28 protein-coding genes are annotated in these 26700 nt (G+C 38.5%); 12 read left to right on the forward strand and 16 right to left on the reverse strand.

Features of this window, described 5'->3' with window-relative positions:
- Positions 1-4 precede the first annotated feature (4 nt).
- Entirely contained in the window at positions 5-850 is an 846-nt protein-coding gene (locus CEF16_RS15675; RefSeq protein ID WP_342750483.1) for a lipoate--protein ligase family protein, read from the forward strand.
- A 79-nt stretch (positions 851-929) separates the two neighbouring features.
- On the opposite strand, the gene pta is transcribed toward CEF16_RS15675, so the two are convergent.
- Positions 930-1931 carry a phosphate acetyltransferase gene (gene pta, locus CEF16_RS15680; protein WP_091586443.1) on the reverse strand — a complete coding sequence of 334 codons (1002 nt, stop codon included), beginning with the start codon at positions 1929-1931 and terminating at the stop codon, positions 930-932.
- A 565-nt stretch (positions 1932-2496) separates the two neighbouring features.
- Between pta and CEF16_RS15685 the strand changes: the two genes are divergently transcribed.
- The 7 genes from CEF16_RS15685 (at position 2497) to CEF16_RS15715 (ending at position 10295) form a co-directional block, all read left to right on the forward strand.
- On the forward strand, positions 2497-3438 hold the full coding sequence (locus CEF16_RS15685; protein ID WP_091586441.1) for an oxidoreductase: 942 nt from the start codon (positions 2497-2499) through the stop codon (positions 3436-3438).
- A 153-nt stretch (positions 3439-3591) separates the two neighbouring features.
- Positions 3592-4335: an enoyl-CoA hydratase/isomerase family protein gene (locus CEF16_RS15690; RefSeq protein ID WP_091586439.1), complete on the forward strand. Its 744-nt coding sequence runs from the start codon at positions 3592-3594 to the stop codon at positions 4333-4335.
- Positions 4336-4503: 168 nt separating this feature from the next.
- On the forward strand, positions 4504-5253 hold the full coding sequence (gene hemQ / locus CEF16_RS15695) for a hydrogen peroxide-dependent heme synthase (protein WP_091586437.1): 750 nt from the start codon (positions 4504-4506) through the stop codon (positions 5251-5253).
- A 268-nt stretch (positions 5254-5521) separates the two neighbouring features.
- On the forward strand, positions 5522-6013 hold the full coding sequence (gene gerQ / locus CEF16_RS15700) for a spore coat protein GerQ (protein ID WP_245917899.1): 492 nt from the start codon (positions 5522-5524) through the stop codon (positions 6011-6013).
- Positions 6014-6488: 475 nt separating this feature from the next.
- A complete protein-coding gene (locus tag CEF16_RS15705) occupies positions 6489-8645 on the forward strand; it encodes an ATP-dependent Clp protease ATP-binding subunit (RefSeq protein ID WP_091586435.1) in 2157 nt (718 codons plus the stop codon).
- Positions 8646-8844: 199 nt separating this feature from the next.
- Positions 8845-9168, forward strand: a complete 324-nt coding sequence (locus CEF16_RS15710; protein ID WP_139185984.1) for a DUF3817 domain-containing protein — start codon at positions 8845-8847, stop codon at positions 9166-9168.
- A gap of 308 nt (positions 9169-9476) precedes the next feature.
- Complete coding sequence (locus tag CEF16_RS15715) at positions 9477-10295, forward strand: DUF368 domain-containing protein (RefSeq protein WP_091586431.1); 819 nt, start codon at positions 9477-9479, stop codon at positions 10293-10295.
- Positions 10296-10507: 212 nt separating this feature from the next.
- Here the strand turns inward: CEF16_RS15715 and CEF16_RS15720 are convergent, their stop codons facing one another.
- The 11 genes from CEF16_RS15720 to CEF16_RS15770 all read right to left on the reverse strand — a co-directional run bounded on the left by CEF16_RS15720 (position 10508) and on the right by CEF16_RS15770 (position 20895).
- Complete coding sequence (locus CEF16_RS15720; RefSeq protein ID WP_091586429.1) at positions 10508-10879, reverse strand: DUF423 domain-containing protein; 372 nt, start codon at positions 10877-10879, stop codon at positions 10508-10510.
- Positions 10880-10908: 29 nt separating this feature from the next.
- Positions 10909-11223 carry a DUF5327 family protein gene (locus tag CEF16_RS15725; RefSeq protein WP_091586427.1) on the reverse strand — a complete coding sequence of 105 codons (315 nt, stop codon included), beginning with the start codon at positions 11221-11223 and terminating at the stop codon, positions 10909-10911.
- 437 nt (positions 11224-11660) lie between these two features.
- Complete coding sequence (locus CEF16_RS15730) at positions 11661-11843, reverse strand: hypothetical protein (protein WP_091586425.1); 183 nt, start codon at positions 11841-11843, stop codon at positions 11661-11663.
- A gap of 93 nt (positions 11844-11936) precedes the next feature.
- Positions 11937-12275 carry a MerR family transcriptional regulator gene (locus tag CEF16_RS15735; RefSeq protein ID WP_091586423.1) on the reverse strand — a complete coding sequence of 113 codons (339 nt, stop codon included), beginning with the start codon at positions 12273-12275 and terminating at the stop codon, positions 11937-11939.
- A 19-nt stretch (positions 12276-12294) separates the two neighbouring features.
- Positions 12295-13029 (reverse strand): exonuclease domain-containing protein, encoded by a 735-nt coding sequence (locus tag CEF16_RS15740; protein WP_091586421.1) that lies wholly within the window; start codon positions 13027-13029, stop codon positions 12295-12297.
- Positions 13023-14042 (reverse strand): DUF294 nucleotidyltransferase-like domain-containing protein, encoded by a 1020-nt coding sequence (locus CEF16_RS15745; protein WP_091586418.1) that lies wholly within the window; start codon positions 14040-14042, stop codon positions 13023-13025. The genes CEF16_RS15740 and CEF16_RS15745 overlap by 7 nt, the downstream gene beginning before the upstream one ends.
- Positions 14043-14046: 4 nt before the next feature.
- Positions 14047-15324, reverse strand: a complete 1278-nt coding sequence (locus tag CEF16_RS15750) for an ammonium transporter (protein ID WP_091586416.1) — start codon at positions 15322-15324, stop codon at positions 14047-14049.
- 176 nt (positions 15325-15500) lie between these two features.
- Positions 15501-17171 (reverse strand): glycoside hydrolase family 13 protein, encoded by a 1671-nt coding sequence (locus CEF16_RS15755; RefSeq protein WP_091586414.1) that lies wholly within the window; start codon positions 17169-17171, stop codon positions 15501-15503.
- A gap of 39 nt (positions 17172-17210) precedes the next feature.
- Positions 17211-17987, reverse strand: coding sequence for an endonuclease/exonuclease/phosphatase family protein (locus CEF16_RS15760; RefSeq protein WP_091586412.1), 777 nt, complete (start codon positions 17985-17987; stop codon positions 17211-17213).
- Positions 17988-17992: 5 nt separating this feature from the next.
- Positions 17993-19636, reverse strand: coding sequence for a PTS transporter subunit IIBC (locus tag CEF16_RS15765; RefSeq protein ID WP_425428030.1), 1644 nt, complete (start codon positions 19634-19636; stop codon positions 17993-17995).
- A gap of 215 nt (positions 19637-19851) precedes the next feature.
- Entirely contained in the window at positions 19852-20895 is a 1044-nt protein-coding gene (locus tag CEF16_RS15770; RefSeq protein ID WP_170031993.1) for an AbrB family transcriptional regulator, read from the reverse strand.
- A 102-nt stretch (positions 20896-20997) separates the two neighbouring features.
- On the opposite strand from CEF16_RS15770, the gene CEF16_RS23860 reads away from it, so the two are divergent.
- Positions 20998-21222, forward strand: a complete 225-nt coding sequence (locus CEF16_RS23860) for a YdcF family protein (RefSeq protein ID WP_170031995.1) — start codon at positions 20998-21000, stop codon at positions 21220-21222.
- On the forward strand, positions 21203-21607 hold the full coding sequence (locus CEF16_RS15775; RefSeq protein WP_170031998.1) for a YdcF family protein: 405 nt from the start codon (positions 21203-21205) through the stop codon (positions 21605-21607). The genes CEF16_RS23860 and CEF16_RS15775 overlap by 20 nt, the downstream gene beginning before the upstream one ends.
- A gap of 138 nt (positions 21608-21745) precedes the next feature.
- Here the strand turns inward: CEF16_RS15775 and CEF16_RS15780 are convergent, their stop codons facing one another.
- Together CEF16_RS15780 and CEF16_RS15785 are read right to left on the reverse strand one after the other, a co-directional pair.
- Positions 21746-22579, reverse strand: coding sequence for an aldo/keto reductase (locus CEF16_RS15780; RefSeq protein WP_091586406.1), 834 nt, complete (start codon positions 22577-22579; stop codon positions 21746-21748).
- 51 nt (positions 22580-22630) lie between these two features.
- Entirely contained in the window at positions 22631-23314 is a 684-nt protein-coding gene (locus tag CEF16_RS15785; protein ID WP_091586404.1) for a uracil-DNA glycosylase, read from the reverse strand.
- Positions 23315-23385: 71 nt separating this feature from the next.
- Here CEF16_RS15785 and CEF16_RS15790 point away from each other — a divergent pair, with 71 nt between their 5' ends.
- Complete coding sequence (locus CEF16_RS15790) at positions 23386-23745, forward strand: DUF4190 domain-containing protein (protein WP_091586402.1); 360 nt, start codon at positions 23386-23388, stop codon at positions 23743-23745.
- A gap of 97 nt (positions 23746-23842) precedes the next feature.
- Here the strand turns inward: CEF16_RS15790 and CEF16_RS15795 are convergent, their stop codons facing one another.
- On the reverse strand, positions 23843-24613 hold the full coding sequence (locus tag CEF16_RS15795) for an inositol monophosphatase family protein (protein WP_091586400.1): 771 nt from the start codon (positions 24611-24613) through the stop codon (positions 23843-23845).
- A 158-nt stretch (positions 24614-24771) separates the two neighbouring features.
- Between CEF16_RS15795 and CEF16_RS15800 the strand changes: the two genes are divergently transcribed.
- Positions 24772-25356, forward strand: a complete 585-nt coding sequence (locus tag CEF16_RS15800) for a DedA family protein (protein WP_091586398.1) — start codon at positions 24772-24774, stop codon at positions 25354-25356.
- 334 nt (positions 25357-25690) lie between these two features.
- Here CEF16_RS15800 and CEF16_RS15805 read toward each other — a convergent pair whose 3' ends face one another.
- Positions 25691-26302: a DUF421 domain-containing protein gene (locus tag CEF16_RS15805; protein WP_091586396.1), complete on the reverse strand. Its 612-nt coding sequence runs from the start codon at positions 26300-26302 to the stop codon at positions 25691-25693.
- Between the last annotated feature and the right edge of the window lie 398 nt (positions 26303-26700).

Consider the following 26700-nt stretch of genomic DNA (forward strand, 5'->3'; position numbering starts at 1 on the left):
GAAGATGAATGCAAAAGACATGCTGGCAAATAAAACATGGAGATGGCTGGACCAATCAAGTTCAGGCCTGCATTTCAATCCACTCCAATCCTTTGCACTTGATGATACACTATGTACAAGTGTTGGAGAAGGTTCTTCTGTCCCAGTTATGCGTGCTTGGGTACATTCTCCAACTGCAGTACTAGGTATTCAAGACAGCCGTCTTCCTTATGTCCAGGATGGTATACATTACTTAAAAGATAATGGCTATCACGTAATTGTTCGAAATTCAGGAGGGTTAGCGGTCCTTCTGGACAAAGGTATTTTTAACCTCTCATTCATTTTCAAGGAGAATAAAACATTTTCTATAAACGATGGCTACAATTTTATGTGGAACATCATCAAAATCATTTTCGATGATGCCCCTGGGTTAATAGAGGCTTACGAAATAAAGGGTTCGTATTGTCCTGGCAGCTATGATTTAAGTATAAACGGAAAAAAATTCGCCGGTATCTCGCAGCGCCGTATTCGCGGAGGAGCAGCTGTACAGATTTACCTGGCAGTTTCAGAAAGCGGTGCAGCTCGAGCTGAACTGCTTAAACAGTTTTACGAAAGAGCTGCCCGCGGTGAACCTGCCCGGTTTGAATGGCCCCGAATACAGCCTGATGTTATGGCGTCATTGACAGAGCTTTACGATCAACCCATTAACATAAACGATATTCTTCTTCGCCTGCTTACTTCTGTAAAAGAAAAAGGCGCCCTCATTCAACCGTCTTCTCTTACAAATGAAGAGCTCCACCGCTTCGATTATCTTTACCAGCGCGTGGTCGAGCGAAATAATAAAGCTTTACAAGTAGAACTAAAGTCATAAAAATGATTTAGAAATCCTTCTTGGAAAAATATGACAAAAACCGATCAGAACTGATCCGATCGGTTTTTTCTAGCTGTTTTTATGAATTAATGAGTTGAGTTTTTTTTTCAATAATTGCTTGTTTGGCTGTAATTAAGGCAAGCTTGTAGACATCGTCTGTGCTGCAGCCGCGTGATAAATCATTTACTGGCTTGTTCAACCCTTGCAGTATCGGCCCAATTGCATCGTACCCTCCGAGACGTTGAGCAATTTTATAACCAAGGTTTCCTGATTCTAGACTTGGAAAAATAAAAACGTTAGCTTCGCCATGCAGCGGAGAATCTGGAGCTTTTTTTTCAGCCACAGCCGGAACAAATGCAGCATCAAATTGGAACTCTCCATCTATAACAAGATCCGGACGGTTTTGTTGTGCTGATTTAGTTGCTTCCGACACTTTTTGTGTTTCCATGGATGAAGCTGATCCTTTTGTTGAAAAGCTCAACATAGCTACTTTTGGATCAATATCAAACGCTTTTGCTGTTTCTGCTGTAGAAATAGCTATTTCAGCTAATTCTTCTGCATTCGGAGAAATGTTGATCGCACAGTCTGCAAATACAAATTTCTTTTCTTCCTTTACCATAATGAAAACACCAGATGTTTTTTGAATGCCTGGTTTTGTTTTAATAATTTGTAGAGCTGGTCTAACGGTATCTCCCGTAGAATGAGCTGCCCCGCTAACTAAACCGTCTGCATAATCTAGATACACCAGCATTGTTCCAAAATAATTTGGATCTTGTAATTTTTCTTTCGCACTTTCCTCTGTCTCTTTTCCTTTTCTTCGCTCCACAAAAGCAGCAACGAGTTTATCAAAGTTTTTATAAGAAGAAGGATCATAAATGTCCACGTCTTCAAAAGAAACACCTAAAGAGTTTGCTTTTTCCTGCACCTTGTCTTTGTTTCCAACAACAATAGGTTTAAGCACTTTATCCTGTGACAGCTTGGCCGCTGCTTTTAAAATTCTATCATCTTCCCCTTCTGCAAAAACAATGGAAGGATAGTCTGCTTTTACCTGACCTTTAATTGTTTCAAATAGGTCGCTCACCGTAATTCCTCCTTGAAAATACTTCCTATATCATAAAGCGGGCTCATCAATTATTTCCATAAGTTCATGACCACTCAAACATTCGCCTATACGTTTATTTATACTTAGTACTTATTTTACCCCAAATAAAGCTGTATTTATCTATTTTGTAGAATATCGCATTTTTTCATAACTAAGGATACTCCTCTTTTCTAAAAAAATAAACCAACTTGTATAAAATAATAAAAATAGAAATTTTCTAAACGGTATTCGCTTACACAAGCCCATCACTTAAAGCGTTTACAATACAATGTATATTGATCAAGAATTTAGAAAAAAATATATAAATATAATATTTTCGCCGTTTCACGTGAAACATTTTTACTATTAACGACATTTTTTTATGAAGTCATTTTAAAAAGAAGGACTTGAAGGGTATGTATACCTAACAAATGTTTATGCTAGTAAAAAGTTTAAGCTCCGACAGTAATATCGAAATTTGTATTAGAAAAACTTGGCTTATCGCCAAGTTCTTATGGCGGAAGTCTTAAGTAAAAAATAGCAAGTGTCACAAGGGGGGTATTTTATGAATTATGAACATCTCTTTTCTCCAATCACCTTAAGAGATACAACATTTGAAACACGCATTTTTATGGATTCCATGCTTGACCATCCAACAGAAAAAGATTTGGAGAAATATACGGATCATTATGTACAAAAATGCATAGAAGGTATTGGTTTAATAATTATTGGAAGAGCTGCAGTTACTATGGAAGAAAGCAGTGGTTCCAATTTTATGTCTATCGCAGAAGAGAAAAATGTAGAGAATTTCAAAAAATTGATAGAGTCTGTCCATGAATCAGGTGGAAAAATTGCTCTTCAGCTTTTTCAACCAGGTCCTTCCCAAAGCATTGGTCAATATCAAATAATGCCTGAAAAAGATATATATCAAATGATAGAAGCATTTGCTGAAGGGGCAAGACGGACAAAAGAAGCAGGCTTTGATGCTGTAGAAATAGCAGGTTCAGACGGTTACCTTATCAATCAATTTTTATCTTCCTTATCGAACAAACGGAAGGATAAATGGGGAAGAACCTTTGAAAACCGGATGCATTTTCCTTTAGCAGTAGCTAGGCATGTAAGATCATACGTTGGCGAACATTTTCCAGTTATCTACCGAATCCCTGGCTTCACCCTTAGCAATGACAGCACAACAGAAAAAGATATCCTTCATCTTGCTAAACAACTTAAGTATTCAGGAACAGATCTATTAAATATTGGTATTGGATGGAATGAAAAAAACTTGGAAAAGTCCATCGAAGTGCCTGAACGTAAATTTTTACACCTTGCCGAGCAAATCAAATCTTATGTATCAATTTCTATTGGAATTACAAAACAAATGACTTCCATGAAATCTGCAGAAGAAGCGGCAGCGAAGGGAATCACTGACATGACATATTTGCCGAAATCGTTTACTAATCAACAAAAATCTAATGTCGGCGAAAGAAAGTCAAACAAGAATTCTTAAAATGTACAGGAAAAACCGTGGTTAATGGTGTATATTACTTATTAACAAACGTTTATGAGATTATTTCTTGTTTATGGACCTAGACTTGTATCAAGTTACCGGCCGGTTGCATTTTAATGTTTTCTTAACAGTTCGAGAAAGGAGTTAAATGATATGAAGCAAGAAACAGTATTATATGAAAAAGAAGAGAGTATTGCTCGTATTATTTTAAATAGACCACAAGTGAAAAACGCTTTAAACCTCCAAATGCACGAAGAATTGTTTGACTGTTTTAATGAGGCAAATAATGACGAGAGTGTAAATGTCATTATACTGCAAGGCGCTGGAGATGCTTTTTGTGCAGGTGCCGATTTGAAAAGCGTTGCGGTTAATGATAATGATGCAGAACATTTTGATTATGGTTTGTATTTAAGGGAAACGTATAATCGTTTAATTTTATTTATTGCAGATATTCAAAAGCCTGTTATAGCCTATTTAAATGGCATTGCTGTAGGAGCCGGGCTCAGCATTGCTCTAGCGTGTGATTTTCGAATAGCCGAGTATGACACAAAAATGGCATTAAGTTTTTTAAAAATAGGTCTCGTTCCTGACGCAGGAGCTTCTTATTTTCTTCCCCGCCTTGTCGGTCTAAGTAAAGCAATGGAGTTAGCACTCGGAGAAACGATTTCCGCAGAAGAAGCTTACCGAATTAATTTGATTACTAAAATTGGAAAACCAGATGAATTTGCACGTTCTCTTGCTTTTGTTCCGCCTCAAGCTTATGGACTCATGACACAAAACATGAAAGAAGGGTTTGAAAAAAGTCTTGCTGATGTACTTGAAATGGAAGTTGCGGCACAAAGTCAGGCTGGAGCTACAGAAGAACACAAACAAGCTTTAAAACAATTTTTACGTTAGATAGATTTGACCTTCAGCAAAAACATTATTTGCGGCATAGAATAATTTAATGTTTTCCAAATGAATAAAACAAGGATATCAGCCGCAGTCAGCTTTCTTTCAGTCGAAATAATGAATATGGTATAGTGGGTAACGAAGAGAAAGGTTTATTTAAAGGAGTGGTACATAGTGGGAGAAGCATCTCAAACACTTGATGGTTGGTTCTGTCTCCATGACTTGCGAAAAATAGACTGGGCTTCTTGGAAAAAAGTTCCCAGTGAAGAACGGCAAAGTATGATTCATGAGTTTTTAAACATGCTTGAATCCTGGCAGACCGTGGAAGATAATAAAACGGGCAGCCACGCTTTGTATACGATTGTTGGCCAAAAAGCTGATATTATTATGATGGTTCTTCGGCCTAATATGCAAGAATTAAATGATGTTGAAACAGCCTTTAACAAATTAAAACTTGCAGATTATACGATCCCTTCCTATTCTTACGTTTCCGTTGTAGAGCTTGGTAACTATATGCCGCCAAAAGACGGAAGCGATCCATTAGACAGCCCTGAAATTCGCGAACGTATTTTTCCTATTTTGCCAAAGTGGAACCATATTTGTTTTTACCCCATGGATAAAAAGCGTGAAGGCAGCGACAATTGGTATTCCCTTCCAATGAAAGAACGGCGTGAATTAATGAGAGCACATGGCATGACAGGGCGAAAGTATGCAGGTAAAATAAAGCAGATTATTACAGGCTCTACTGGTCTTGATGATTGGGAATGGGGTGTAACTCTGTTTGCACACGAAGCGCTTCAATTTAAAAAGCTAATTTATGAAATGCGCTTTGATGAAGTTTCAGCAAAATATGGAGATTTTGGCCAATTTTTCGTAGGTAATATTTTACCTCCTGAAAAAGTGGAAGCCTTCTTACATGTATAAACACCTCTATTTGATATGAAGAGTTGATTTTCAAACGAAAATCAGCTCTTTTTTTATAGCATATGCACCAATCGAGTGACATACATTGAAATAGTGTGAACCGCATTTAGTTAAGGCGGGTGATTGTATGGCCATAGTTCAAGCTTACACCTATGATAAATCAGCTTTTTGCTCTTTAATAAAAGCAGAAGCGAAAGGAGTCTTTTTTTACTGATTGATTATGTGAAACTTTATTGGTAAAAATAAGTAAATATGAAGGAGGATAAGTATGTATAGTTACTATCCATGGTATGGTTATCCAGTTCAAGGTTACGAAACTCCCTCCCCTTATGACATGATGCGGCAAGGAAACGGCAATGGCATGTACGGATATGGGATGAATGGCATGAATGGGATGAATGGCATGAACGGCATGAACGGCATGAATGGCATGAATGGGATGAATGGCACGAACGGCATGAATGGCATGAATGGTGCGGATATGCTTCCAATTGAACAATCTTACATCGAAAACATTTTGCGGCTGAATCGCGGGAAACCTGCAACAGTTTATATGACATTTGAAAATAATCCAGAATGGCAAGCAAGGGTTTTCCATGGAATTATAGATGAAGCCGGCCGAGACCATATTATATTAAGAGATGAACGAAATAATAAATGGTATTTACTATTAATGGTGTATTTAGACTATATCGTTTTTGATGAAGAAATTGAATACCAGTATCCATTTGAAGACGGCCCTGGTGCTTTTCAAGAATAACCTCACCTTGATCAATTTTATTAATGTTTATTTTTTTCCTCATTTAGGTTATTAGAAAATATAATGCAAGTTGTAAGAAGCAGCGTATCCCCCGTGGCGGCGCTGCTTTTTCGTTTATCCTAAAAATTTGATCATATCTCTTGAAAGTCAAAAAAGGTCAATGTATAATACAACTACAAGGTCAAAGATAGTCAAAGTCAAAGCAAATGATTTGATCTTTTTTGATTGTAGAAGTTATGATACCCATCCAAAGGATCTAAGAAAAGCGCAAACGCCCTTGTCAGCCTCGACAGGTAAATGTTCTCCAGGCAATGAAGGCGCTTTTTGCCTTTAATAACTGGAGGTTATTTAACCCCGAGAGGCTGGGAGCTGAAGCTAGACATCAAGCGCATACTTTCCTAACAGTGTAAAACAACAAAGAATTATTCTTTCTTTATAAAAATATTTACGTAAAAGTAAAGGAGGTACACGTATTATGAGACGATGTGAAAACTGCAAACAGCGTCAGGCACGCATTGAACTAAATATGAACGTTAATGGCCATCATCAAAAAATGCATCTATGCGACATTTGTTACCGTGAAGTCCGCAATGATATGAAACAGCCTTCTGGTTTCGGCGGCTTTGGAGGACAATCGTCCCCATTTGACCAAATGTTTAATGACATGATGAATTCTCAAATGGGTGTCATGCAGGGCAGTGAAGGACAAGCCCAACAAGGAAATGGACAAGGTGGAGGTTTATTGGATGACCTTGGCAAAAATTTGTCTGATGCAGCCCGTGCAGGAATGATTGATCCAGTTATCGGACGAGAAAAAGAAGTAGAACGAGTTATTGAAACATTAAATCGCCGTAATAAAAATAATCCAGTTCTTATCGGTGAACCTGGTGTAGGTAAAACTGCAATTGCTGAAGGGCTTGCGCTGCGGATTTCAGAAGGAAATGTCCCAAACAAACTCAAAAATAAGGACATTTACTTGCTTGATGTTTCTTCCTTAGTTGCAAACACCGGCGTTCGCGGTCAATTTGAAGAACGAATGAAGCAGCTTCTAAAAGAATTGCAAGAGCGTAAAAACGTAATCGTATTTATCGATGAAGTTCACCAGATTGTTGGAGCTGGATCAGCTGAAGGTTCTTCTGACGCCGGTAACATTATGAAACCAGCTCTTGCACGTGGAGAAATCCAAGTAATCGGTGCAACGACTCTTGCTGAATACCGCAAAATTGAAAAAGATGCGGCACTTGAACGCAGATTTCAACCGGTGATGGTGGATGAACCAAATCTTGAAGATGCTGTTGCCATCCTTCAAGGCCTGCAAGAAAACTACGAAAAATACCATCAAGTTTCTTTTACTGAGGATGCGTTAAATGCTTGTGTTCAGCTTTCTAATCGTTATATCCAGGATCGCTTTCTCCCCGATAAAGCCATTGATTTAATGGATGAAGCAGGTTCCAAAATCAACCTGGCTCATAGTGAGGACGACGAACACGAAGTGCAAAGCCGCCTCGAACAGATTGCAGTAGAAAAAGAAAAAGCCACACAGCAAGAAGATTATGAACGAGCAGCAAAACTGCGCGACGAAGAAGCAAAACTTCAGAAACAGCTGGAAGACTCCACACAAAACAGTGAGAAATCAAACGAAAAAGCAATAGTTGACGTAGAAACGATTGAAAAAATAGTTGAAAACAAAACAGGCATTCCTGTACGCCGACTTCAAAAAGATGAACAACAAAAAATGAAAGATCTTCCTGATCGCCTTCGAGCAAGCGTTATAGGTCAAGACGAAGCTGTCAGCAAAGTAGCACGCTCGATTCGCAGAAACCGTGCTGGTCTTAGAAAAGGAACCCGGCCTATTGGCTCCTTCCTCTTTATAGGTCCAACAGGGGTCGGAAAAACCGAGCTTTCCAAATCTCTAGCAGAAGAAATGTTTGGAGACAGTGAAGCAATGATACGTCTTGATATGAGTGAATATATGGAAAAACACTCTGTATCAAAACTAATCGGTTCCCCGCCAGGATATGTCGGACATGACGAAGCCGGACAGCTGACAGAACGAGTGCGTCGTAAGCCATACAGCATTATCCTTTTGGATGAAATTGAAAAAGCCCACCCTGATGTGCAGCATATGTTCCTGCAAATCATGGAAGACGGACGTTTAACAGACAGTCAAGGACGTACGGTAAGCTTTAAAGACACGGTATTAATTATGACTTCTAATGCAGGCTCAAGCATTAAGAAAGTAACCGTTGGCTTTGGTAATAAGGAAGATGTAGAGCCAAAAATTACAGAATCTCTGTCTGATTACTTCAAGCCAGAATTCTTGAACCGCTTTGACAGCATCGTTCCTTTCAATGAACTTGGAAAAGAAGACCTTGTAACTATCGTTGACCTTATGCTCTCTGAAATTATCGATGCAGCAGCAGAACAAAGTATGCATGTTACAGTGACAGACGAAGCTAAAGCACTACTAGCTGAACAAGGCTATGACCCTGCATTTGGTGCTAGACCGCTGCGCCGTGTTATTGAAGAAAAAGTAGAAGACGGTATTGCAGATCTTATGTTAGAAGAGGACAATCTCAAAGAAATAAAAGTAAGCGTTGAAAACAATACTATTGCTGTTGTTAAAGCGTAATAAAGAAAAGCAGAAGGGTGTCCCATAGACAAACGGGACACCCTCTTTTGTTTGCTTTTTTTTGCGTTTAAAGTTTCACCATGACCATTTAAAACGTCATAAAACGTACATTGTTGTCTATCACCTCGCATGCTATGCTATATGTTGTAATTAAAATATAAAGAGATATCTTAGATAAGACGATGAGGTGATGAAAGCCGTGATGTCTTCTGCCATAGGAAAATTACGGGTAATCGGCATGTTAGAGGGTATATCTTTTTTGCTTCTATTGTTTTTAGCGATGCCGCTTAAATACGGTTCGGGAATGGATATGGCCGTTACTATTGCCGGGTCGGTTCATGGAGCTTTGTTTATTTTATATATTGCAGCTGTTATTTTCGTCTGGATTCAGCGGCGCTGGACTTTTTTGAGAGCTATTATCGCAATGACTGTGTCTGTTATTCCATTTGGTCCGTTTGTGTTTGATAAAAGTTTGCGTCGTGAACAAGAAACAGGAATAGCTTCTGATTCTGTTACAGGGTAAAGAAAAGAAGTTATGGATAAAGACTGGTCAGTAAGAGGTATTGATCAGTCTTTTTTATACTGTTTAGAAAAACTCGGCATGCCGCCGGCTCCTCTGGCGAAAAACGCAGTTTTGCTTATACTTTGATCCTTTAGCAAGTTTAAACCAATTTATAAAAAATGATCGTAAATAGCACAGGCTGATGCTATTTTCCGTCCCAAGTTTTTCTAATAGCATACCTTGTCCTATGCTGCATATAAATCTGGTAAGATGAAAAATGAACAAACCATGCAAATAAGATCTATTAAAGATACTAAAGGTGATACTTAATGATGGAATGGAAAAATATTTTTAGAGGGATAGCAATGGGAGCGAGCGATCTTATCCCAGGAGTCAGCGGAGGTACGATTGCGTTAGTCCTTGGTATTTATCATCGCTTAATCGCAGCTATCAATAATTTTTTTAGCAGAAAATGGAAAGATCAGCTTGGTTTTTTTATTCCTCTTGGCATTGGCATAGGAATTGCTGTATTAAGTTTAAGTAATTTACTGGAGTGGCTGCTTTCCGTTCACCCTCAGCCAACTTATTTCTTTTTTATGGGACTTATTTTAGGAACAATTCCTTTGTTACTAAAAGAAGCCGACTACAAACAAAAGTTTAAACCTTATCATTTTTTTATTGTTGCTATTGCTGCTGTACTTATTATTTTATCAGGGGTTTATAAAGGAGAAGAAACAGGAGAAGTGGTCCATACATTAACTTCATCTGACTATATATATTTGTTTTTCTCTGGATGGCTGGCAAGCTCTGCAATGATATTGCCAGGGGTAAGCGGTTCGTTTATCCTTTTAATTCTTGGTGTTTATGAAACAATTATTAATGCCGTTACCTCTTTACAATTCCCCGTCATTTTCACTGTAGGGCTGGGCATTTTTATAGGCATTACTATTATGAGCAAATTTTTGCATTATCTTCTACGCCAGCATCGAACGGGGACCTACGCTGTTATGAGCGGACTATTGATAGGATCTTTATTTGTGATATTCCCTGGTTTAGGGACTAGCTGGCTTGTTACAGCAATCAGCCTATTAACCTTTCTATCAGGCTGGATCCTGACTATTATACTCGGAAAACTAGAAAGCACTTAAAATGCGTAAACAGTAAGAACAAAGTACAAAGTCTAGGCAGCTTTATACCTTCTTCACTAATGTTGCCAATGCCTCAGGACGTGGCATTTTTGGCACACGTCGTGTAAAAGTACGTCCTGTAGGTGTTGGAATTTCTTTAGCGGTGTTAAACTTTATAGAAGTATAAGAAAGAGGCGGAACCATTTAATTTGGAGCCGCCTTTTAGATATTTTTTATATTTTTAATACTGAAATAACAAGCATAATCCAGCCGGCAATGAATGCTGTCCCTCCTATCGGAGTAATAGCTCCAAGCCATGTCATCCCGGTAAAAGCCATGGTGTACAAGCTTCCGGAAAAAATAACAATTCCTGCAAACAAAAGCCAGCCAGCCCAGGATAAAGACGCAGAACTTCCTGCATAAGCAGCTGCTAAACCAATTGCGAGCAATCCTAAGGCGTGCATAATATGGTATTGAACTCCTGTTTGATAAACTTCCATCAGCTTGTCCGATAATTTTCCTTCCAAGCCGTGTGCTCCAAACGCTCCAAATCCTACCGCTGCAGCTGCATTAAGAGCACCTAATACAATAAATATTTTCCACACCGTTTTCACCCTCCATTTTAAGAAGACAATTAAAATTCAAGTAAATTTCCATCTGATGATGGTATCTCGCTTGTCGTTCTAGCAGCAGAGGATGAAGAAACTTGTTTTGTTTCTATGGAAGACTGTTTTATACCAGCAGTTTTAGAAGAAATCTTAGCTGTCTTCACGGTGTCTATGTTTCTTTTTCTTTTGCTTTCATCAGAGGCTAGTATAATATCGCAATAAGCCTTTAACACCCGAGCGTGTTCCTTAACCACTGCTTCTTCTTTTCGGTCCACTTGTTCAGCAAGCTGCATTAATTCCTCTTCCATTTTTTCCACAACTGTTCGAGCGGAAATATTCATCCCGTTCACCTGCTTTAATAAATTTTATTCTCCCGCATTATACCACAGCATGCCATTATGCTTCTAACCTTCCCTATACTAAGAAAAGCGCAAGCGCCCTTGTTTTAAATGACGTTCGGCTAAGTTCCTCACGTCCTGTAAGAACGCAGAACTGGCTTGCCCTGGATGGGCTGACTTCTGCGTTGCGAATTCGTCGCCAAAAACGTCACGTCCTGTGGCATTGGCGACATTAGTACGTCCTGTACGTTGACGTTCGCGATCTTAGCAGAAAGATCCTTCAATTTGCGAATCTAGCAAAAGTTCCTTAAACCATCTCGGGCCTCCGAGAGGCTGGGCGCTGAAGCTAGACATCAAAGCGCAAAATTTTATACTTTCCTTATAATAAAGACCAGGGCCATTTCTATCACAGCCCTGGCTTTCTTCTTTTCAATTGTTTATCACTTAATTATCGTGTAACCATATGCTTCAATTTTAGGATAATTCTCTTCATCTATAATCCAAAAATCTCCTTGATCGTCTTTTACAATTAATTCTTTATTTACAGCTTCTTCTTTGGCTTCTTTTTCTTTGTCAAACTTTTTGGCTGGAATTTGCATATCATCAACAATGATGAATGCCATACCTAACACCTCCATTTACCGAAAAATGTACCCGGCAGCATGGAAGTTTAAACAGGGGTGCGATCATTTGTCACAAAATTGTAAACAGAAGGCTCAGCCTTCTGTTTCGTTAAGGTACATTCGTAACTTTTTCATATCCTTCCTGTTTACGACACTTTTAGCAGATTGTACTTCTGATTCGGCCAATTGTTTTCTCGCTGATAGAACTGTTTTTACGCCTGCTATATTTAAACCTTGATCAATCAATTCTTTGATTTCTGCGCACCGGTCAATATCTTCTAAAGAAAACAGACGCTGATTACCTTCGTTTCGTTTCGGATGTATTAAACCTTGCTGTTCATAATATCGAATCTGACGAGCACTTAACGATGTTAATTCCTGTACAACACTTATGGGAAAACACGCTGTACGGCGAGGGATATGGTCTTTCACCTCACTCTCCTCCTTTTCCTTATCGCTGCTGTTGATTTAGATAAACATACACATCTTGCAACGTTTCATAACCTCGTTTCATTACTTCCTTTACAGAACAATTCCACAGCTCCGCAGCCATGATAGCATCTGCCAGCGCATGATGACGTTCATTAACCGGGATGTCATAATATCCACAGCAAGCTTCGAGTTCCGAAGAATTATATTCTGGAGCTGCAATTTGAAATAAAAAAGAGGTATCAAGCAATCGATGCTGAAATTGAATTCCCGTAGCTTGATAGGTGGCATGCTGAAGAAACCTTTGTTCGTGGCGAGCATGATGTGCCACCAAAATATCAGTCTGGATGAAAGCATAAAACTGTTGAAGTACTTCTGCTAAGGGGGGTGCAGCTTCTAATTCTTCTTTCTTCAGCCCGGTTAATTCAGAGACTTCCGGAGACAAAGACTCTGGCTCACTAACAGCAGTATAAAAGGATTCTTCTTTTTTTAGCTCGCCATTTTTTATTTTTACTGCCCCTACTGATAGTATTTTATCTCCCCCATCTGGATAAAACCCCGATGTTTCTAAATCAAGTACGGTAACATTCAATGAATCTAATGGTTTTTGGAGAGGCTCTTCTGCCTTTAAGTCTTTTTGAAGCTGTCGTAAAAAAGAAAGATGGTGCGGGTTGCTTTGATCCATAGAAGAAACAAAGGGGACACCTATTTTACCGGATACTTGACGTACCCATTGATACATTTGGTTCATTACCATAACCCTTCACCTGATTCCACTAATTTTCTCGTTTGTTGAAATAAATGTTTTCCCTCTTTAACTGCTGCTTTTAATGTTTTTTTCTGATCTTTTGTAAGTCGGTCCACTGGCACATAATGAACATCTTCATACGTTTGGTGGTACTTCCAAAAGGAAGCACGAAGATCAAGTAATGCTTTAAAATATTCGATTTTTCCATTCACAAATGAATATTTATCCACAGTTTTTTCCATTCTCTGGAGGGTAGAAGTATCATGCAGCCCTTCTTTAATAGCTAATAAACGCATAGCATGGACGTATGGAAAAAAACCAACATCTTTAATGTGAAGAGAACCAGTATAAGGCCCTTTTTCTTCCGGCAATAACTTGCCAAAGGCATTCGTCCCCTGATGTAAATAAGAAGTATTTTCTGCAAGTCGTTCTAACAAACGAGGATCACTGGAAACTTTAAGAAAGACATGCTCTTTAATATCAGCCAGTAGTTTTTCTTCTCCTATTAACACTCGTGAATCAATAAAGGTAAGCAAATGTCGAAATGTCTCCCATTTGTCTTTTTCTAACCATTCGTCCACTTGCTGCCTCCATTCATTAATACCGTGACACCAGCGTGGATGGGATGCCATTACTTTACCCTCGCAGCGAGGATAACCAACAATAGCCATTCCTTCACGAATTTCTTCACCGAGGCTTAAAAAATAATCTTGATACGATTCGTCTTTTCCATTGAAAATAATGCCATGATCCTGGTCGCTCCATAAGGCTTGTTCTTTTCTCCCAGAACTGCCCATAACAAAGAAAGTAAAGTGAGCAGGGACCTGCCCCCGCTCACTTTCTAAACGGTGTACAGCAAGAGCAGTAGTTTCCAGCACCCATCTATCATGTGCTTCATTTAATTGCTCAGGATCTTCTGCCACCTGGTTTGTTTCATTCTCTCTTGCTTTTTTAATCGCTTGATAACTATCAAAGGAAGGAGGGAGGAGAGCTCCCTCTTCAAAAGATGGTGAAAATTTCATGTCATCACGCACCTGTATTTACATTATTAGACTGGGTTTGAACGTTTTCTGGGTAACCATAGCTGCCATGTTCACTAATATCCAGTCCCATAATTTCTTCTTCCTCGGATACGCGAAGTCCTCCAATTAATGATTTAGTAATAAGCAGCAATACATAAGAAGCGATAAACGCGAACACACCGCAAGCTACAACACTTATCAACTGAACACCTAATTGTGCAAATCCACCGCCATAGAACAAGCCAGCTTGACCTCCATTCATCTCCGCAAGCCCTGGTGTAGCAAAGAAACCAGTAGAAAGAGTTCCCCATACACCGGCAGCGCCGTGGACAGATAAAGCGAATATTGGATCGTCAATACCCATCTTTTCAAAAAACTTCATGCTGTAAAATACGAGAAGTCCGCCAACAATACCAATCACAACTGCAGCCCATGGCTCAACGAATGCGCAAGATGCTGTGATGGCAACAAGCCCAGCAAGTGCTCCATTTAACATCGTCGGGACATCTGCTTTTCCAAGAGACGCCCAAGCTATAAGTAATGCAGCCACTGCCCCTGCTGCTGCAGCAAGCTGCGTGTTTAATGCGACAAAACCAAAGAATGCATCGGCTACTCCAAAAGTACTTCCGGCGTTAAAACCAAACCAGCCTACCCAAAGAAGTAATACACCAAGAGCTGTGAAAACCTGGTTATGCCCCGCTAACTCATTCGGTGAACCGTCTTTATTGTATTTACCAATACGAGGCTTTAACAGCAGTGTCGCTGCCATTGCAGCCATTGCACCTGTTAAGTGAACTACCGTTGAACCAGCGAAATCCTGTTTTCCAAGTTCGCCAATCCAGCCGCTTCCCCAAATCCAGTGAGCAACTACAGGGTAAACAAAAGCCGAAAATAATACTGCAAACACAATGTAAGCTGACAATTTAGCACGTTCTGCAAAACCTCCAAAAGCAACGGTTAGAGCAATAGCAGCAAATGCCAGCTGGAAAATAAAGTCGACAGAACCTGCAAGACCATCAAACATAGTCGTGAAATCACCAAAGAAAAAATCAGATAAACCTATAAATCCTCCTGCACTTTCTCCGTAAATAAATCCATAACCTACAGCCCAGAAAACGAGCGAAACAATTCCTAATGTGAAGATTGTTTTACCGGCTATATGGCCGGCGTTTTTCATCCGGGTTGACCCGGCCTCCAATAGAATAAATCCACCTTGCATAAGAATAACTAGAATAAATGCGATCATGATCCAAAGATTATTCATTAAAAATATCGGATCCATAATAAATTTCTCCCCTTCCTTTATATTAGGTGTAAACTTAGTTAACATCTTTCGTTAGTTTATATTTTACACATTATATTTCTCCTGCCCACCTTATTGTGAGAAAACCTAACATTGTTTTTAAAAGAAGAAAAAAAGCAGAACGATACTTGAGTATCATGTTCTGCTTTATGGCTTTAAGAAGATGATTCAATTAAGTAAATACGTGCTTCATAAGGATTTAATATGAGGCTTTCTTTTTGCTTGTTAAAAAGGCCCTGGTAATTGTTTAAGAGAAGTTGATGACTAGAATGGAGGATTCCAGCTCCATTCCACTTTGCTTCTTTTGCACTAAGATTTGTAACGATGAGAGCGTTTTGATTGTCTCCTTCTCTTAAATAAGCGTAGATTTGACTGTCTTCTTCATTTAGTAACGTATATTGGCCATAAGTGAAAAGATCATACTGCTTTTTTAGCTTTATCATCGTTTTATAATAGTTTAGGATAGAAAAGCTGTCTTTTAGCTGCTTTTCTACATTAACTTTCTTGTAATTTGGATTGATTTTTAACCAAGGTTCAGCGGTGGAAAAGCCTGCATTTTTTTCATCTGACCATTGCATAGGGGTACGGCTATTATCTCTTGAAGTTTGCCCTAGCAAGTCCAATATCTCTTTTTCTGGTACGTCTTGTGCCTTCTTTTCCCTATATAAATTTTTTGCTGCTACATCGTCATATTCTTCTATGGAAGAAAATCGAGCGTTTGTCATTCCAATCTCCTGGCCTTGATATATAAAAGGAGTGCCCTGCATGAAGAAGTACATGGTTGCTATAGCCGTAGCACTTTCCTTCCAATACTCTTTATCATCTCCCCACGTCGAAACAACTCTTGCTAAATCATGATTTTCAACAAATAATGCATTCCAGCCATTCTTTTCTAATCCTTTTTGCCAACGCGTTAATACTTTCTTTAAACCTCTCACATCTAAAGAATCTTTTGTCCCAGCATCCCATAAGTCAAGATGTTCAAATTGAAATATCATATTCATTTTTCCTTTGCTTCCTACCCAAAGGTCCGCTTCCTCGACATTTACACCGTTTGCTTCTCCAACAGTTACGACGTCATAATTTCCAAAGGTCTCCTCTTTAAACTCCTGCAAAAATTTGTGAATACCAGGTTGATTCATGTGCATATCAAATGAAGATACATATTTTTTCTTTTTCGAATTCGGCATATCTGGTAGTCCAGGGCACTTTTTAATGTGACTAATCGCATCAATCCTAAACCCGTCAATACCTTTATCAAGCCACCAATTTACGGTTTCATACAAAGCAGAACGTACTTCAGGATTTTCCCAATTTAAATCGGGCTGTTTTTTTGAAAAAACATGAAGAAAATATTGATCGGTGTTTTCATCATATTTCCATGCGGAGCCTCCAAAAATACTTTCCCAGTTGTTAGGTTCTTGTCCATTTTTACCGTCTCTCCAAATATACCAATTACGCTTCTCGCTTTCTTTTGAAGAACGAGATTCAATAAACCATGGATGCTCATCACTAGTATGGTTTAACACGAGATCAATGATTAATTTCATCCCGCGCTCGTGCACTTTTTGCAGTAGCTCATCAAAGTCTTTCATCGTACCAAACTCTTCAAGTATAGCTTTGTAGTCTGAAATATCGTACCCATTATCATCTTGAGGGGATTGATACATCGGACAAATCCAAATTAAATCAATTCCTAGATCCTGTAAGTAATCTAAGCGCTGAATCAGCCCCTGAATATCCCCAATACCATCACCGTTTGAATCTTGAAAGCTGCGGGGGTAGACTTGATAGCCTACTGCCTCTTTCCACCACACTCTTTCCATATAGACACCTCGACTTTCATGTTTATGTTGAGTTTCTTCTCATTCTAATTGAACATCTACACCAAAATGATCAGAAATGATTGGCTCGTTTTTGCCGTTACATATAATACGAGAATGAGAAACAACGGGTTTCCAGCTGGTAAAAATGTGGTCAATTTTTAATCCTTCTACATTTTCTTCCCAGCCTGCTATATTTCCTTTTATCGTCACGTCATTTCTATGCAGATGTGTATCAAATAAACCTTGTTTAATGACATAATCATATCCTTCTTCTTTAAACGTATCGGCTGCATTAAAATCGCCAAGAAGAACAAAAGGATGTTGATGATTGACTCCTTTGATTAGACGTTCTACTTGCTGCTCGTAAGGCTCTTCTTTATCCCCCCACCAACCAAGATGACAAGAATAAAAAGAAAAAGGAGAACCGTTGACAAGAAGAGTCCCCCCTGCAATTTTACGAGCTTTCCAATTGTCTTTCGATTTAGACTTGCTTACATAAAAGGAGTATTCTTTTTTCACTGGATGACGCGTTAGAAGAGCCAGCCCCTCCTCATACTCATCGTATCCATAGTGAGATACATCCCATAGTAATTGATATTGAGTGTTTCCTAGCTTTTGTAATTCTTGAATAACAAGAAGAGCATAATTATCTTTACGTATATTTTTATAGACGAGAGATGAATCGATGTGCTGGCTTACCTCTTGCAAAGCTATAACATCATAGTCGTTTCCCTGGATAACTCGGGCCAGCGTTTTAATTTTATCGAGCTGATCCTCTTCTTGCCAGGAATGAACATTAAGCGTTAATAGTCTCATGAAGGCTATGCTCCTAACCGGTCTTGTATTTCAGATTTTAGTACATCTGCTTTTGGACCATACACAGCTTGTACCCCTTTATCTTTTACAATCAAGCCCATAGCCCCGTTTTTCTTCCATTCTTCCTCACCTGAGACAGCTTCTAAGTCTTTCACTGTAACACGAAGTCTTGTCATGCAAGCATCTACCTCTGAGATATTTCCTCTACCTCCTAATAGTTCAATAACTTGAGAGGCTTGCGAGTCATCCTCTATCTGGCTGGTGCTTTCACTATTAGAAGGTATGTCACTTGTGTTGTTTTCAATATAATTTCCTTTACGCCCAGGCGTAGGCAGTTTGAACTTTTTAATCATAAAATGAGCAATTCCAAAATTCATTGTAAAAAATGCCAGACTAACAAATGCAAAATTCAATAAGTCCCGTCCAATTCCGGCATTTATCATGAGCGGAGTACGAGTTGCCAGCTCGATGATACCGAAAGAATGAACACGTAAATCAATGAAATCAACGACTGCAAAAGCTGCTCCAGTCATGATTGCATATACAACGTACAAAAGAGGTGCTGCAAACATAAACATAAACTCAATTGGCTCTGTAACACCAGTCAGAAACACAGCCAGTGCTGCGGATAAAAAGACAGACTTATAAATATGCTTTTTATCAGGGTCGACGTTACGATACATGGCTAATGCAATCCCAATAAGAGCAGCTGTTGAAGTAATAACTTGTCCAGCTTTAAATCTTGCTGGAGTGACTTCTTCTTTTAATTCCTCATAGGTTTCCATATCTCCTTGAGTAATGGAATTATATAAGTCAGTTGCCCATGCAAGCCAAAGAGGGTCTTGCCCGGCAACCGTCTGGCCAATGCTGCCTCCTGTTTGAATAACATACGTACCGCCAAGTTCCGTGTAGTTGATTGGTACGGTCAACATATGATGTAAGCCAAAGGGGAGCATCAATCGTTCCATCATCCCGAAAACAAAAGGGGCCACAACTGGAGCACTTTCACGAGAGGTAGCAATCCATTCTCCAAAATTGTTTAATACGGTCTGGATCGAAGGCCATACCAATGCAAGAGCCAATGAAACGACCACTGATCCAGCCATAACAGTAAATGGTACAAACCGTTTTCCATTGAAAAAAGATAATACTTCAGGGAGTTTATTAAAACTGTTATATTTATTAAATAAGCTGGCTCCAAGAAAACCAGAAATGATTCCGACAAAAACTCCCATATTTAAAGCGGGTGCCCCTAGTACACTAATAAAATAATCACTTACTGCAATTTCAGCACCTGTTAATGTTTGAACAGATGCCCCTCCTTCTTCAAGCATCCCCGAGTTAACCCCGAAGATCGAACCGGTTATACGGTTAATAAATATAAAAGCTAATAATGCTGCGAATGCCCCGCCAGCCCGTTCTTTAGCCCATGATCCTCCAATAGCCACTGCAAACAAAATATGCAGGTTTTCAATAACTGCCCACCCGATGCCTTCTATCATTTGCGCAACCGATTGCAAAAATGGGTAATCAGAAACCATCATCTCAAATGCTTTTCCTAATGAAATCATAATACCGGCCACGGGCATAACAGCCACAACTACCATTAAAGCTTTTCCGAATTTTTGCCAAAAATCAAAAGAAAACATTGGAAGTTTTTTTAGCATACTCATTTTTTCAACCACCTTTTTAAACGATTGGAATGTTAGCGATTTCATGTAAAAGAAAAATGCGCAATCGTTTTCATGATTTGTTTGTTAAAACATATACTACCGATTCAAGAGAAAATATACAATACTATGGTATAAAGTCAAAATATTCAGTCAACAAATAGCCTTAATCATAGGATGAGCAGGGAAACAATTTAATTCCCCTGCTCAGCAGCTCTTTTTAATAAATTAATACAAAACGGCAAAAAAATAAATAATGCAATCACCCGAATAATATGTAAGCTCGCAACAAGGGTAGGCTCCAAATGTAAAGCCATCGCTGTTGAACTCATTTCAGCTGCTCCTGCCGGAACCGTACTAAGTAAACTAGTCATATAAGGGAGACCGGTCATCCACTCAAAAATAGCCGCAAGTGTCAGACTAAATAAAAAGTAAATAGCAAGCAATACAGCACTTGGTTTTCCAATATCTTTTAACTTAAAAAAAGTCGGACGGTCAAAACGGATGCCAACCATCACTCCGATAAGCGCCTGTCCGATCCCTCCGATATAAGATGGCAGCGAAGCAGAACCAGCGAATACCCATTCACTTATAATAAATCCTGTAAATATTCCATAAAACAAGGTTCCAGCCGGCACTTTCCATAACCGAAACAATAATATAGTAACCAAAATTGCCGTAAAAAGTCCCGCTAATACCGATAACTCCATACCTTCTAAAGCGAAACCAGCAGACTTTCCTTGCAGTTCATCCGGGTAGAAAAACCCAGCTAAAAATGGAATCGTTAAAACAAAAAATGTGATTCTTGCTGTGTGAAATGCAGCAACTACCCGGTTGTCTGCTCCGTAATCCCCGCTCAATGCAATCACTTCAGATGCACCCCCGGGGACACAGCAAAAATAAGCGGTTAACGGATCTAGGTTAGTCCAGTGGTTCATTAACCAGCCAATGCCGACACCAGCCGCCAATGTTAAGGTAAGCGAGAGAAGGAGCGGTACAAAGTATTGAGCAATTAATTGAAATATTTCCGTTTGCATCATAAATCCGACATTTACTCCTACTAGAGCAAGCACAATCCGAAACGGCCAGCCTTCAAACGCAAGCCGTTTGATAAACAATCCATACCCAATCCCGGTTAAAAGCCCGCCCAAAAGCCATCCAGCCGGTATACGCAGGAAGGCAAGAATACATCCCAGCAGTAATGCAACGCCCACACAAATTACTTTTTCCCTTAACATATTCATTTACCTTCTTTCTTTGCTGCTCTTAATATTATACCATTTCTAGAAGAATGGACGGGGAAGTAGACAACTTGATATATTGATAGAAAAGACAATGGTATGACGGTCATCGTGATGAAAAAATATGTTTTTATCATTTTTCTCACCACTTTTTTTCTTGTATTTATGTATATAGGTTGGACGGGATACAATATTTGGTCTTTCAGCGGGAAAAATCAGCTTGAAAAAACAGATGCCGCGATTGTGTTGGGTGCTGCTGTACAAGATAGTGAACCTTCAGTGGTTTTCAAGAAAAGAATCGAACATGCCACTCCAGCTTTATGAAAACGACAAAGCAGCCAAACTGATATTTACTAGTGGTAAAGAGGAAAACATGAAGGAAGCTGAATCAGAAGTTGCCCGGAAGTATGCGTTGGAAAATGGAGCAAAACGAGAAGATATATTCATAGAAACCAAATCACATATTACAGAAGAAAACATTCGGTACGCCAAAGATATAATGCAGCAAAACAATATCGACAACGCAACGATTGTGAGTGAACCTTTGCATATGAAACGAGCCATGATGATTGCTGAAGATCAGGGTGTAAACGTTTATTCCTCCCCTGCTGCAGACACAGCATATCAAAGTCTATCTAAAGAGAGCTGTTTTACTATAGCAGCTATCAGCTTCTTTCACCCTTTCGATCATAATATACACGTCCAATGAAAGAAATGTATCCGTGGACAGCATCTGATTTCTAAATGGGTTTAGATATTATAGGTCGTGGATTAGGTCTCCATTGTAGGCCTAATTAAAAGGCTGCCTCGCTGTCATTCAGCGGCAAGCAGCCTTTTTTTCGACCTATTACATTTTATCATACGGGAAATCATCCGGATGATAACCATAACGCTGATTTTCGTTCATGCCGTCAATAGCCTGAATGTCTTCTGTATCGAGGGCAAAATCAAACACATCAGCATTTGATTTTATTCTCTCTGGCGTAACTGATTTAGGAATGGTAACCACTTTATTTTCCAAGCACCAGCGGATCAATACTTGAGCAGGCGTTTTTGCGTGCTTTTCTGCAATTCGTTTCACTACGTCCACTCCAAGCAGATCTCCTTTTCCAAGCGGCCGCCATGCCTCTAATTGAATATTATGGCTTTGACAATATTCTAGCAAGCCTTTTTGAAATAATCTTGGATGAAATTCTACTTGATTAACCATTGGCTTTACTTTTGCCTCTTTCATCAAGTTTTCCAGATGCTCTTCTGTAAAGTTGCTGACACCTATTGCTCGTACTTTTCCTTCTTCATATAACTTTTCTAGAGCACCCCATGTTTCTTTATATTTTCCTGGCACCGGCCAGTGAATTAAGTAAAGATCAATTTTATCCACACCGAGTTTTTGACGAGAGCGTTCAAATGCTTCTAATGTTTCATTAAAGCCTTGCTCATCATTCCAGACTTTTGTCGTTATAAATATATCTTCTTCCGCCACATTACTTTCTTTAATAGCTTCTCCAACACTTTCTTCATTATAATAAAACGATGCTGTATCAATGCTTCGATACCCGTTTTCCAGAGCAGTTTTCACTGCCTGTTTTACTTCTTCTCCAGCTTCTGCTTGATATACACCAAGGCCAACCCAAGGCATTTCTACCCCATTGTTTAATGTTATAGATGTTTCGATACTCATTAATTACTGCCTCCTTTAATATAATTAAGAAAGTACCAGATTTGGCATGTATTATTCTTTTTTGTTAGAAGAAATACTCCAATCAATCTCTGGCCGCCCAGCATTCCTTAAGAACTCGTTCGTTCGTGAAAATGGTCTGCTGCCAAAAAAACCTCTATGAGCAGAGAAGGGACTGGGATGGGGCGATTTAATTACCAAATGATGAGCCGAAGTAATTAATTCTTCTTTGGCCTGTGCGTTTTTTCCCCATAAAATAAATACTACGGGGTCTTCTTTTTCATTAACTTGTCTAATTACTTCATGTGTAAATTGTTCCCAGCCTATTCCCCGGTGTGAATTAGGCTGCCCGTTTCTTACCGTTAAGACAGCATTTAATAACAGGACACCTTCTTCTGCCCATTTTGTGAGACAACCGTGTTCAGGCATTTCATACCCAAGATCATCATAAAGTTCTTTAAATATGTTTTGCAATGATGGAGGCATTTTCACCTCTGGCTGAACAGAAAAACTTAATCCATGAGCTTGATTTGGGCCATGGTATGGATCTTGTCCAAGTATTACTGCTTTTGTATTTTCATACGTAGTATGATGCAAAGCATTAAAAATATCATACATATCTGGGTAAATGGTCGTTTCCCGATATTCTCTTTTTAAATACTCTCTTAGTTTTACATAATAGTCTTTTTGAAATTCTTGATCTAATCTAGGAGCCCAGTCATTCGTCAATATACTCAAAGTTTCCCCCTCCTCTCCATTGATTTTTCTCTTACACATGTTTTTCTTAGATGATGTAGAGCTATGATACAATGACTGACTTAGAAAGAGGTGAACTTGCATGGAAAAGGAAAGTATGTATAAAACCAGAAAATGAGCCTGCAACAGTAAATGGGAAAGCCATCACCTCCTTAGTTCTGAATTGTTTCTCTGGTGATGACATTTCTATTTGTTATTATAAGTCCTATCCTGGCTATTCGGCTATTCTCGGACTAATATTTGGTGTCTTAGGATTAAAAGAAATAAAACCATCTGGGCAAGGAGGACGCGGGTTGGCGATTGCTGGAAATACTTGCAGTGTCATCGGATTAATCATTTCTGTCATCTTCATTATTTTTCTTGTTATTGGAATAGTTACATTTATGCAAATGGATCACAGCCCGCCAATGTAAAGCTTCCGCAGGCATCAAGCAATGAGATTCCTGCTTATGTATTCCCTGTTCTAATACTTCAAAACCTTCCTTTTTGTTTCACGTGAAACATTAGTTGTTACCGCTTAATTAGTTCCTTTAATGTATTAAATAAATAAGGATTCGCTCCTAGAACGTACAGTCCTTTTTCTTCTTCACGCACGATCGTTTTTCCTCCTGCTTCTTCTACAAGAATTAAACCTGCTTCTACATCCCATGCATTTAATTTTATCTCCCAATATGCGTCCATTCTGCCGCAAGCAACTTGAGCAAGGTCGAGCGCTGCACTTCCTAGTCGCCGAATACCACCTATCCGGGGGACTAATTCTTGTACATAGGCAAGATTGTTATCTTCATCCGTTCCTTTATCATAAGGAAAACCAGTTCCTATAACGGCTTTATTCAACTGTGATGTCTCAGATACCTGGATAGGATGACCGTTTAAATAAGCTCCTTCTCCCTTAATCGCTTCATACGTTTCCTTTAGTTTTGGAGCATGTAATAAACCTGCTACCGTTTCCCCTTTATACCTAATACCAATAGATATGCAAAAAAACGGGATTCCCCGTGCATAATTGACCGTTCCGTCAATTGGATCAATAACCCATTCATAGTCCGAATCTCCTTCATGAAAGCCGCTTTCTTCTGTTCTCATTACGTGGCCAGGATAGTTTTCTTGAATTTTTCCTGTTAAAAATTTTTCTGTCCACACATCTAACTCTGTTACAAGATCAATAGGTGAAGATTTACTATCCATTTCCATCGGTCCTTCTACTCTTTTAACTTGTAACTCTCCAGCTTCTTTTGCCCAGCTTTTTGCTGAGGAAAGCATATTTTTCCATTCTTTCATAACGGACACAACCTTTCTGTTAACTTTATGATATCCAAGATTATTCTTTAACACAAAAATTTTGAATAGAAGCTTCTATATCCTGTATTGCCCGTGAAATTATGGTAAATTGTTAGTAACAAGGCGAAAAGCCTTTGTATACAACAAGGAGTTAGTTTATGCTGACATTTTTATTAGATACACTCGAACAACTTGGTATTATCGGCTTGTTTTTAGGAGTAGCCGTGGAAGCCATCTCTATACCGTTTCCTGCAGCTATTGTCATGCTGGTATATGGTTATATAATGGATCCTTCCAGTTTAGAGTGGGTGCTGCTTAGTTTTGGAGCTGCAGCTGTTTATACGGCCATTAGTTATATCCCTTATTGGCTTTCTCTTCGTTATGACCACCTTTTACAAAACCGTGTAAACAAATCAAGTTCCAAGCAAATGCTGAAATTCATGGACAAATACAGAGAATGGACAATATCCGCAGGAAGAGTACTTGGTATGGGGTACATTGTATACTTAGCTGCTTTTTATAAAATAACTCCTTTTCGTTACGGATTCTTTACCTTCCTTGGTATACTGCCTGTTGCTTTCCTTATGTTCTATTTAGGAAGCCTAGGAAATATTGAAGTAGTGTATACGTGGTTTCAAAACGTACAATACGGTATAGTAGTTTTGATTATTGTAGCGATTGGCTGGTATATCTTTTACCGTATGAAAACGAGAAAAAAATACCAACGAAAACAACAGTCGTGATTAGAAAACAATATAACTTCCTGGTCAGCAAGAAAGCATCAATTTGTAATGCTTTCTTTATTTATGATATGGAGATCATACCATAAGTAAATGAGGTTTTTGAAAAGGGTAAATTTATCAAATGATAATCTATAAAATAGTATGATCATATAATTGATTTAAACCGATAGCCCATTGACAAAACAAGAAAACAAAAGATACATTTTACTGTTTGTTTCTAGTAGGAAAATTGTAAGCGAACTAGCAATTTCTCCAATAGATCCCCAAAAACAATATCCATTGACCAATAACTTTTTTCAGTTATTGGTCAATGGATATTGTTTAGTATTTACTCTTAATCCAAATTCTCTTTAGGTTTTTCTATATGTTTTCTATTTTTAACCTCATTAAATATGTCATCTGACACATTTGTTTGAGTTATTGTGGTTTCATTAGGAGGGTTAGATTGATTTAATTCAATTATCGATTTCAGCATTTTAATATCTTCTTTAGTAGCGTATTGTTTATCGGGTTTTAACATATACCCTAACTGACCGTTCGATTCTATTGTAGCCCATTGTAAATCACTAAAACTTCTAATGTTTTGTTGTCTTAACCGTACCTCTAACATATCGACTGTTAACCGCAGCTTTTTTAAATTGCTTTTATTAATTTGGCCATTTTCGACTACTATAAGTGATTTTCCATAAATAAAAGTCTCAATAGCATTCGATTTTAAAACGATATACTCAATAAAAAGAAGTGTAATTACCATTAAAAATGTAATTATCATAGTAATCCAAATGTTCCTGTCGCCAACAGGTTGAATGATTAATGAACCAACAGCTATCATCATGACAGTCTGAGCAACCGTAAGCTGTGAGATTGATTTTCTTCCAGCTAACCGCAAGATAAGTACTCCTCCAAGGACAATGACAATAGCTTTCCATGTGAAGTGTAAATCCAAAAATATTCCCCCTTTTAAAAAAAATATTATGTTGCTGTACTAAAAATATATTTACGGTTGACATCTTCAATTTATTTATGGATTTCACCCTAATTATGGAATGCCTTTTATTTATTTATTATTGTAAATTATATCGTTCACTTTATTCTCTATTCTTTAAAAGATAACCATATTACGTTCATATTAGAAGATGGAATTAAATTTAGACATATACAATGTAATGATAAAAATTCTGATTCATTATTTTAAAATATAGTAAATTTTTAGTTAATTTCCTTTATATAAAGAGAGCAATTTTACGAAATAAAATGGCAGGGATATTTCCAATTTTTGTATTTGACTTTCTAAGGCTTTTTCTTTTTTTCATTAGCTGGGGGCTGGAAATGATCAAATAGGAG

The sequence above is a fragment of the Alteribacillus bidgolensis genome (assembly GCF_002886255.1).
Taxonomy (GTDB): Bacteria; Bacillota; Bacilli; order Bacillales; family Marinococcaceae; genus Alteribacillus; species Alteribacillus bidgolensis.

Bases quoted from the DNA above. Each gene is read 5' to 3' on its own strand.
- CEF16_RS15765 (WP_425428030.1), bottom strand. From the start codon at position 19,636: ATGTTTTCTTTTGATTTTTGGCAAAAATTCGGAAAAGCTTTAATGGTA.
- CEF16_RS23860 (WP_170031995.1), top strand. From the start codon at position 20,998: ATGACGGTCATCGTGATGAAAAAATATGTTTTTATCATTTTTCTCACC.
- CEF16_RS15780 (WP_091586406.1), bottom strand. From the start codon at position 22,579: ATGAGTATCGAAACATCTATAACATTAAACAATGGGGTAGAAATGCCT.
- CEF16_RS15770 (WP_170031993.1), bottom strand. From the start codon at position 20,895: ATGTTAAGGGAAAAAGTAATTTGTGTGGGCGTTGCATTACTGCTGGGA.
- CEF16_RS15675 (WP_342750483.1), top strand. From the start codon at position 5: ATGAATGCAAAAGACATGCTGGCAAATAAAACATGGAGATGGCTGGAC.
- CEF16_RS15725 (WP_091586427.1), bottom strand. From the start codon at position 11,223: ATGAATATTTCCGCTCGAACAGTTGTGGAAAAAATGGAAGAGGAATTA.
- gerQ (WP_245917899.1), top strand. From the start codon at position 5,522: ATGTATAGTTACTATCCATGGTATGGTTATCCAGTTCAAGGTTACGAA.
- CEF16_RS15795 (WP_091586400.1), bottom strand. From the start codon at position 24,613: ATGAAAGAATGGAAAAATATGCTTTCCTCAGCAAAAAGCTGGGCAAAA.
- CEF16_RS15705 (WP_091586435.1), top strand. From the start codon at position 6,489: ATGAGACGATGTGAAAACTGCAAACAGCGTCAGGCACGCATTGAACTA.
- CEF16_RS15790 (WP_091586402.1), top strand. From the start codon at position 23,386: ATGACTGACTTAGAAAGAGGTGAACTTGCATGGAAAAGGAAAGTATGT.
- CEF16_RS15750 (WP_091586416.1), bottom strand. From the start codon at position 15,324: ATGGATCCGATATTTTTAATGAATAATCTTTGGATCATGATCGCATTT.
- CEF16_RS15800 (WP_091586398.1), top strand. From the start codon at position 24,772: ATGCTGACATTTTTATTAGATACACTCGAACAACTTGGTATTATCGGC.
- CEF16_RS15775 (WP_170031998.1), top strand. From the start codon at position 21,203: ATGCCACTCCAGCTTTATGAAAACGACAAAGCAGCCAAACTGATATTT.
- CEF16_RS15690 (WP_091586439.1), top strand. From the start codon at position 3,592: ATGAAGCAAGAAACAGTATTATATGAAAAAGAAGAGAGTATTGCTCGT.
- CEF16_RS15755 (WP_091586414.1), bottom strand. From the start codon at position 17,171: ATGGAAAGAGTGTGGTGGAAAGAGGCAGTAGGCTATCAAGTCTACCCC.
- CEF16_RS15740 (WP_091586421.1), bottom strand. From the start codon at position 13,029: ATGGTAATGAACCAAATGTATCAATGGGTACGTCAAGTATCCGGTAAA.
- CEF16_RS15715 (WP_091586431.1), top strand. From the start codon at position 9,477: ATGATGGAATGGAAAAATATTTTTAGAGGGATAGCAATGGGAGCGAGC.
- CEF16_RS15685 (WP_091586441.1), top strand. From the start codon at position 2,497: ATGAATTATGAACATCTCTTTTCTCCAATCACCTTAAGAGATACAACA.
- CEF16_RS15760 (WP_091586412.1), bottom strand. From the start codon at position 17,987: ATGAGACTATTAACGCTTAATGTTCATTCCTGGCAAGAAGAGGATCAG.
- CEF16_RS15730 (WP_091586425.1), bottom strand. From the start codon at position 11,843: ATGGCATTCATCATTGTTGATGATATGCAAATTCCAGCCAAAAAGTTT.
- CEF16_RS15745 (WP_091586418.1), bottom strand. From the start codon at position 14,042: ATGAAATTTTCACCATCTTTTGAAGAGGGAGCTCTCCTCCCTCCTTCC.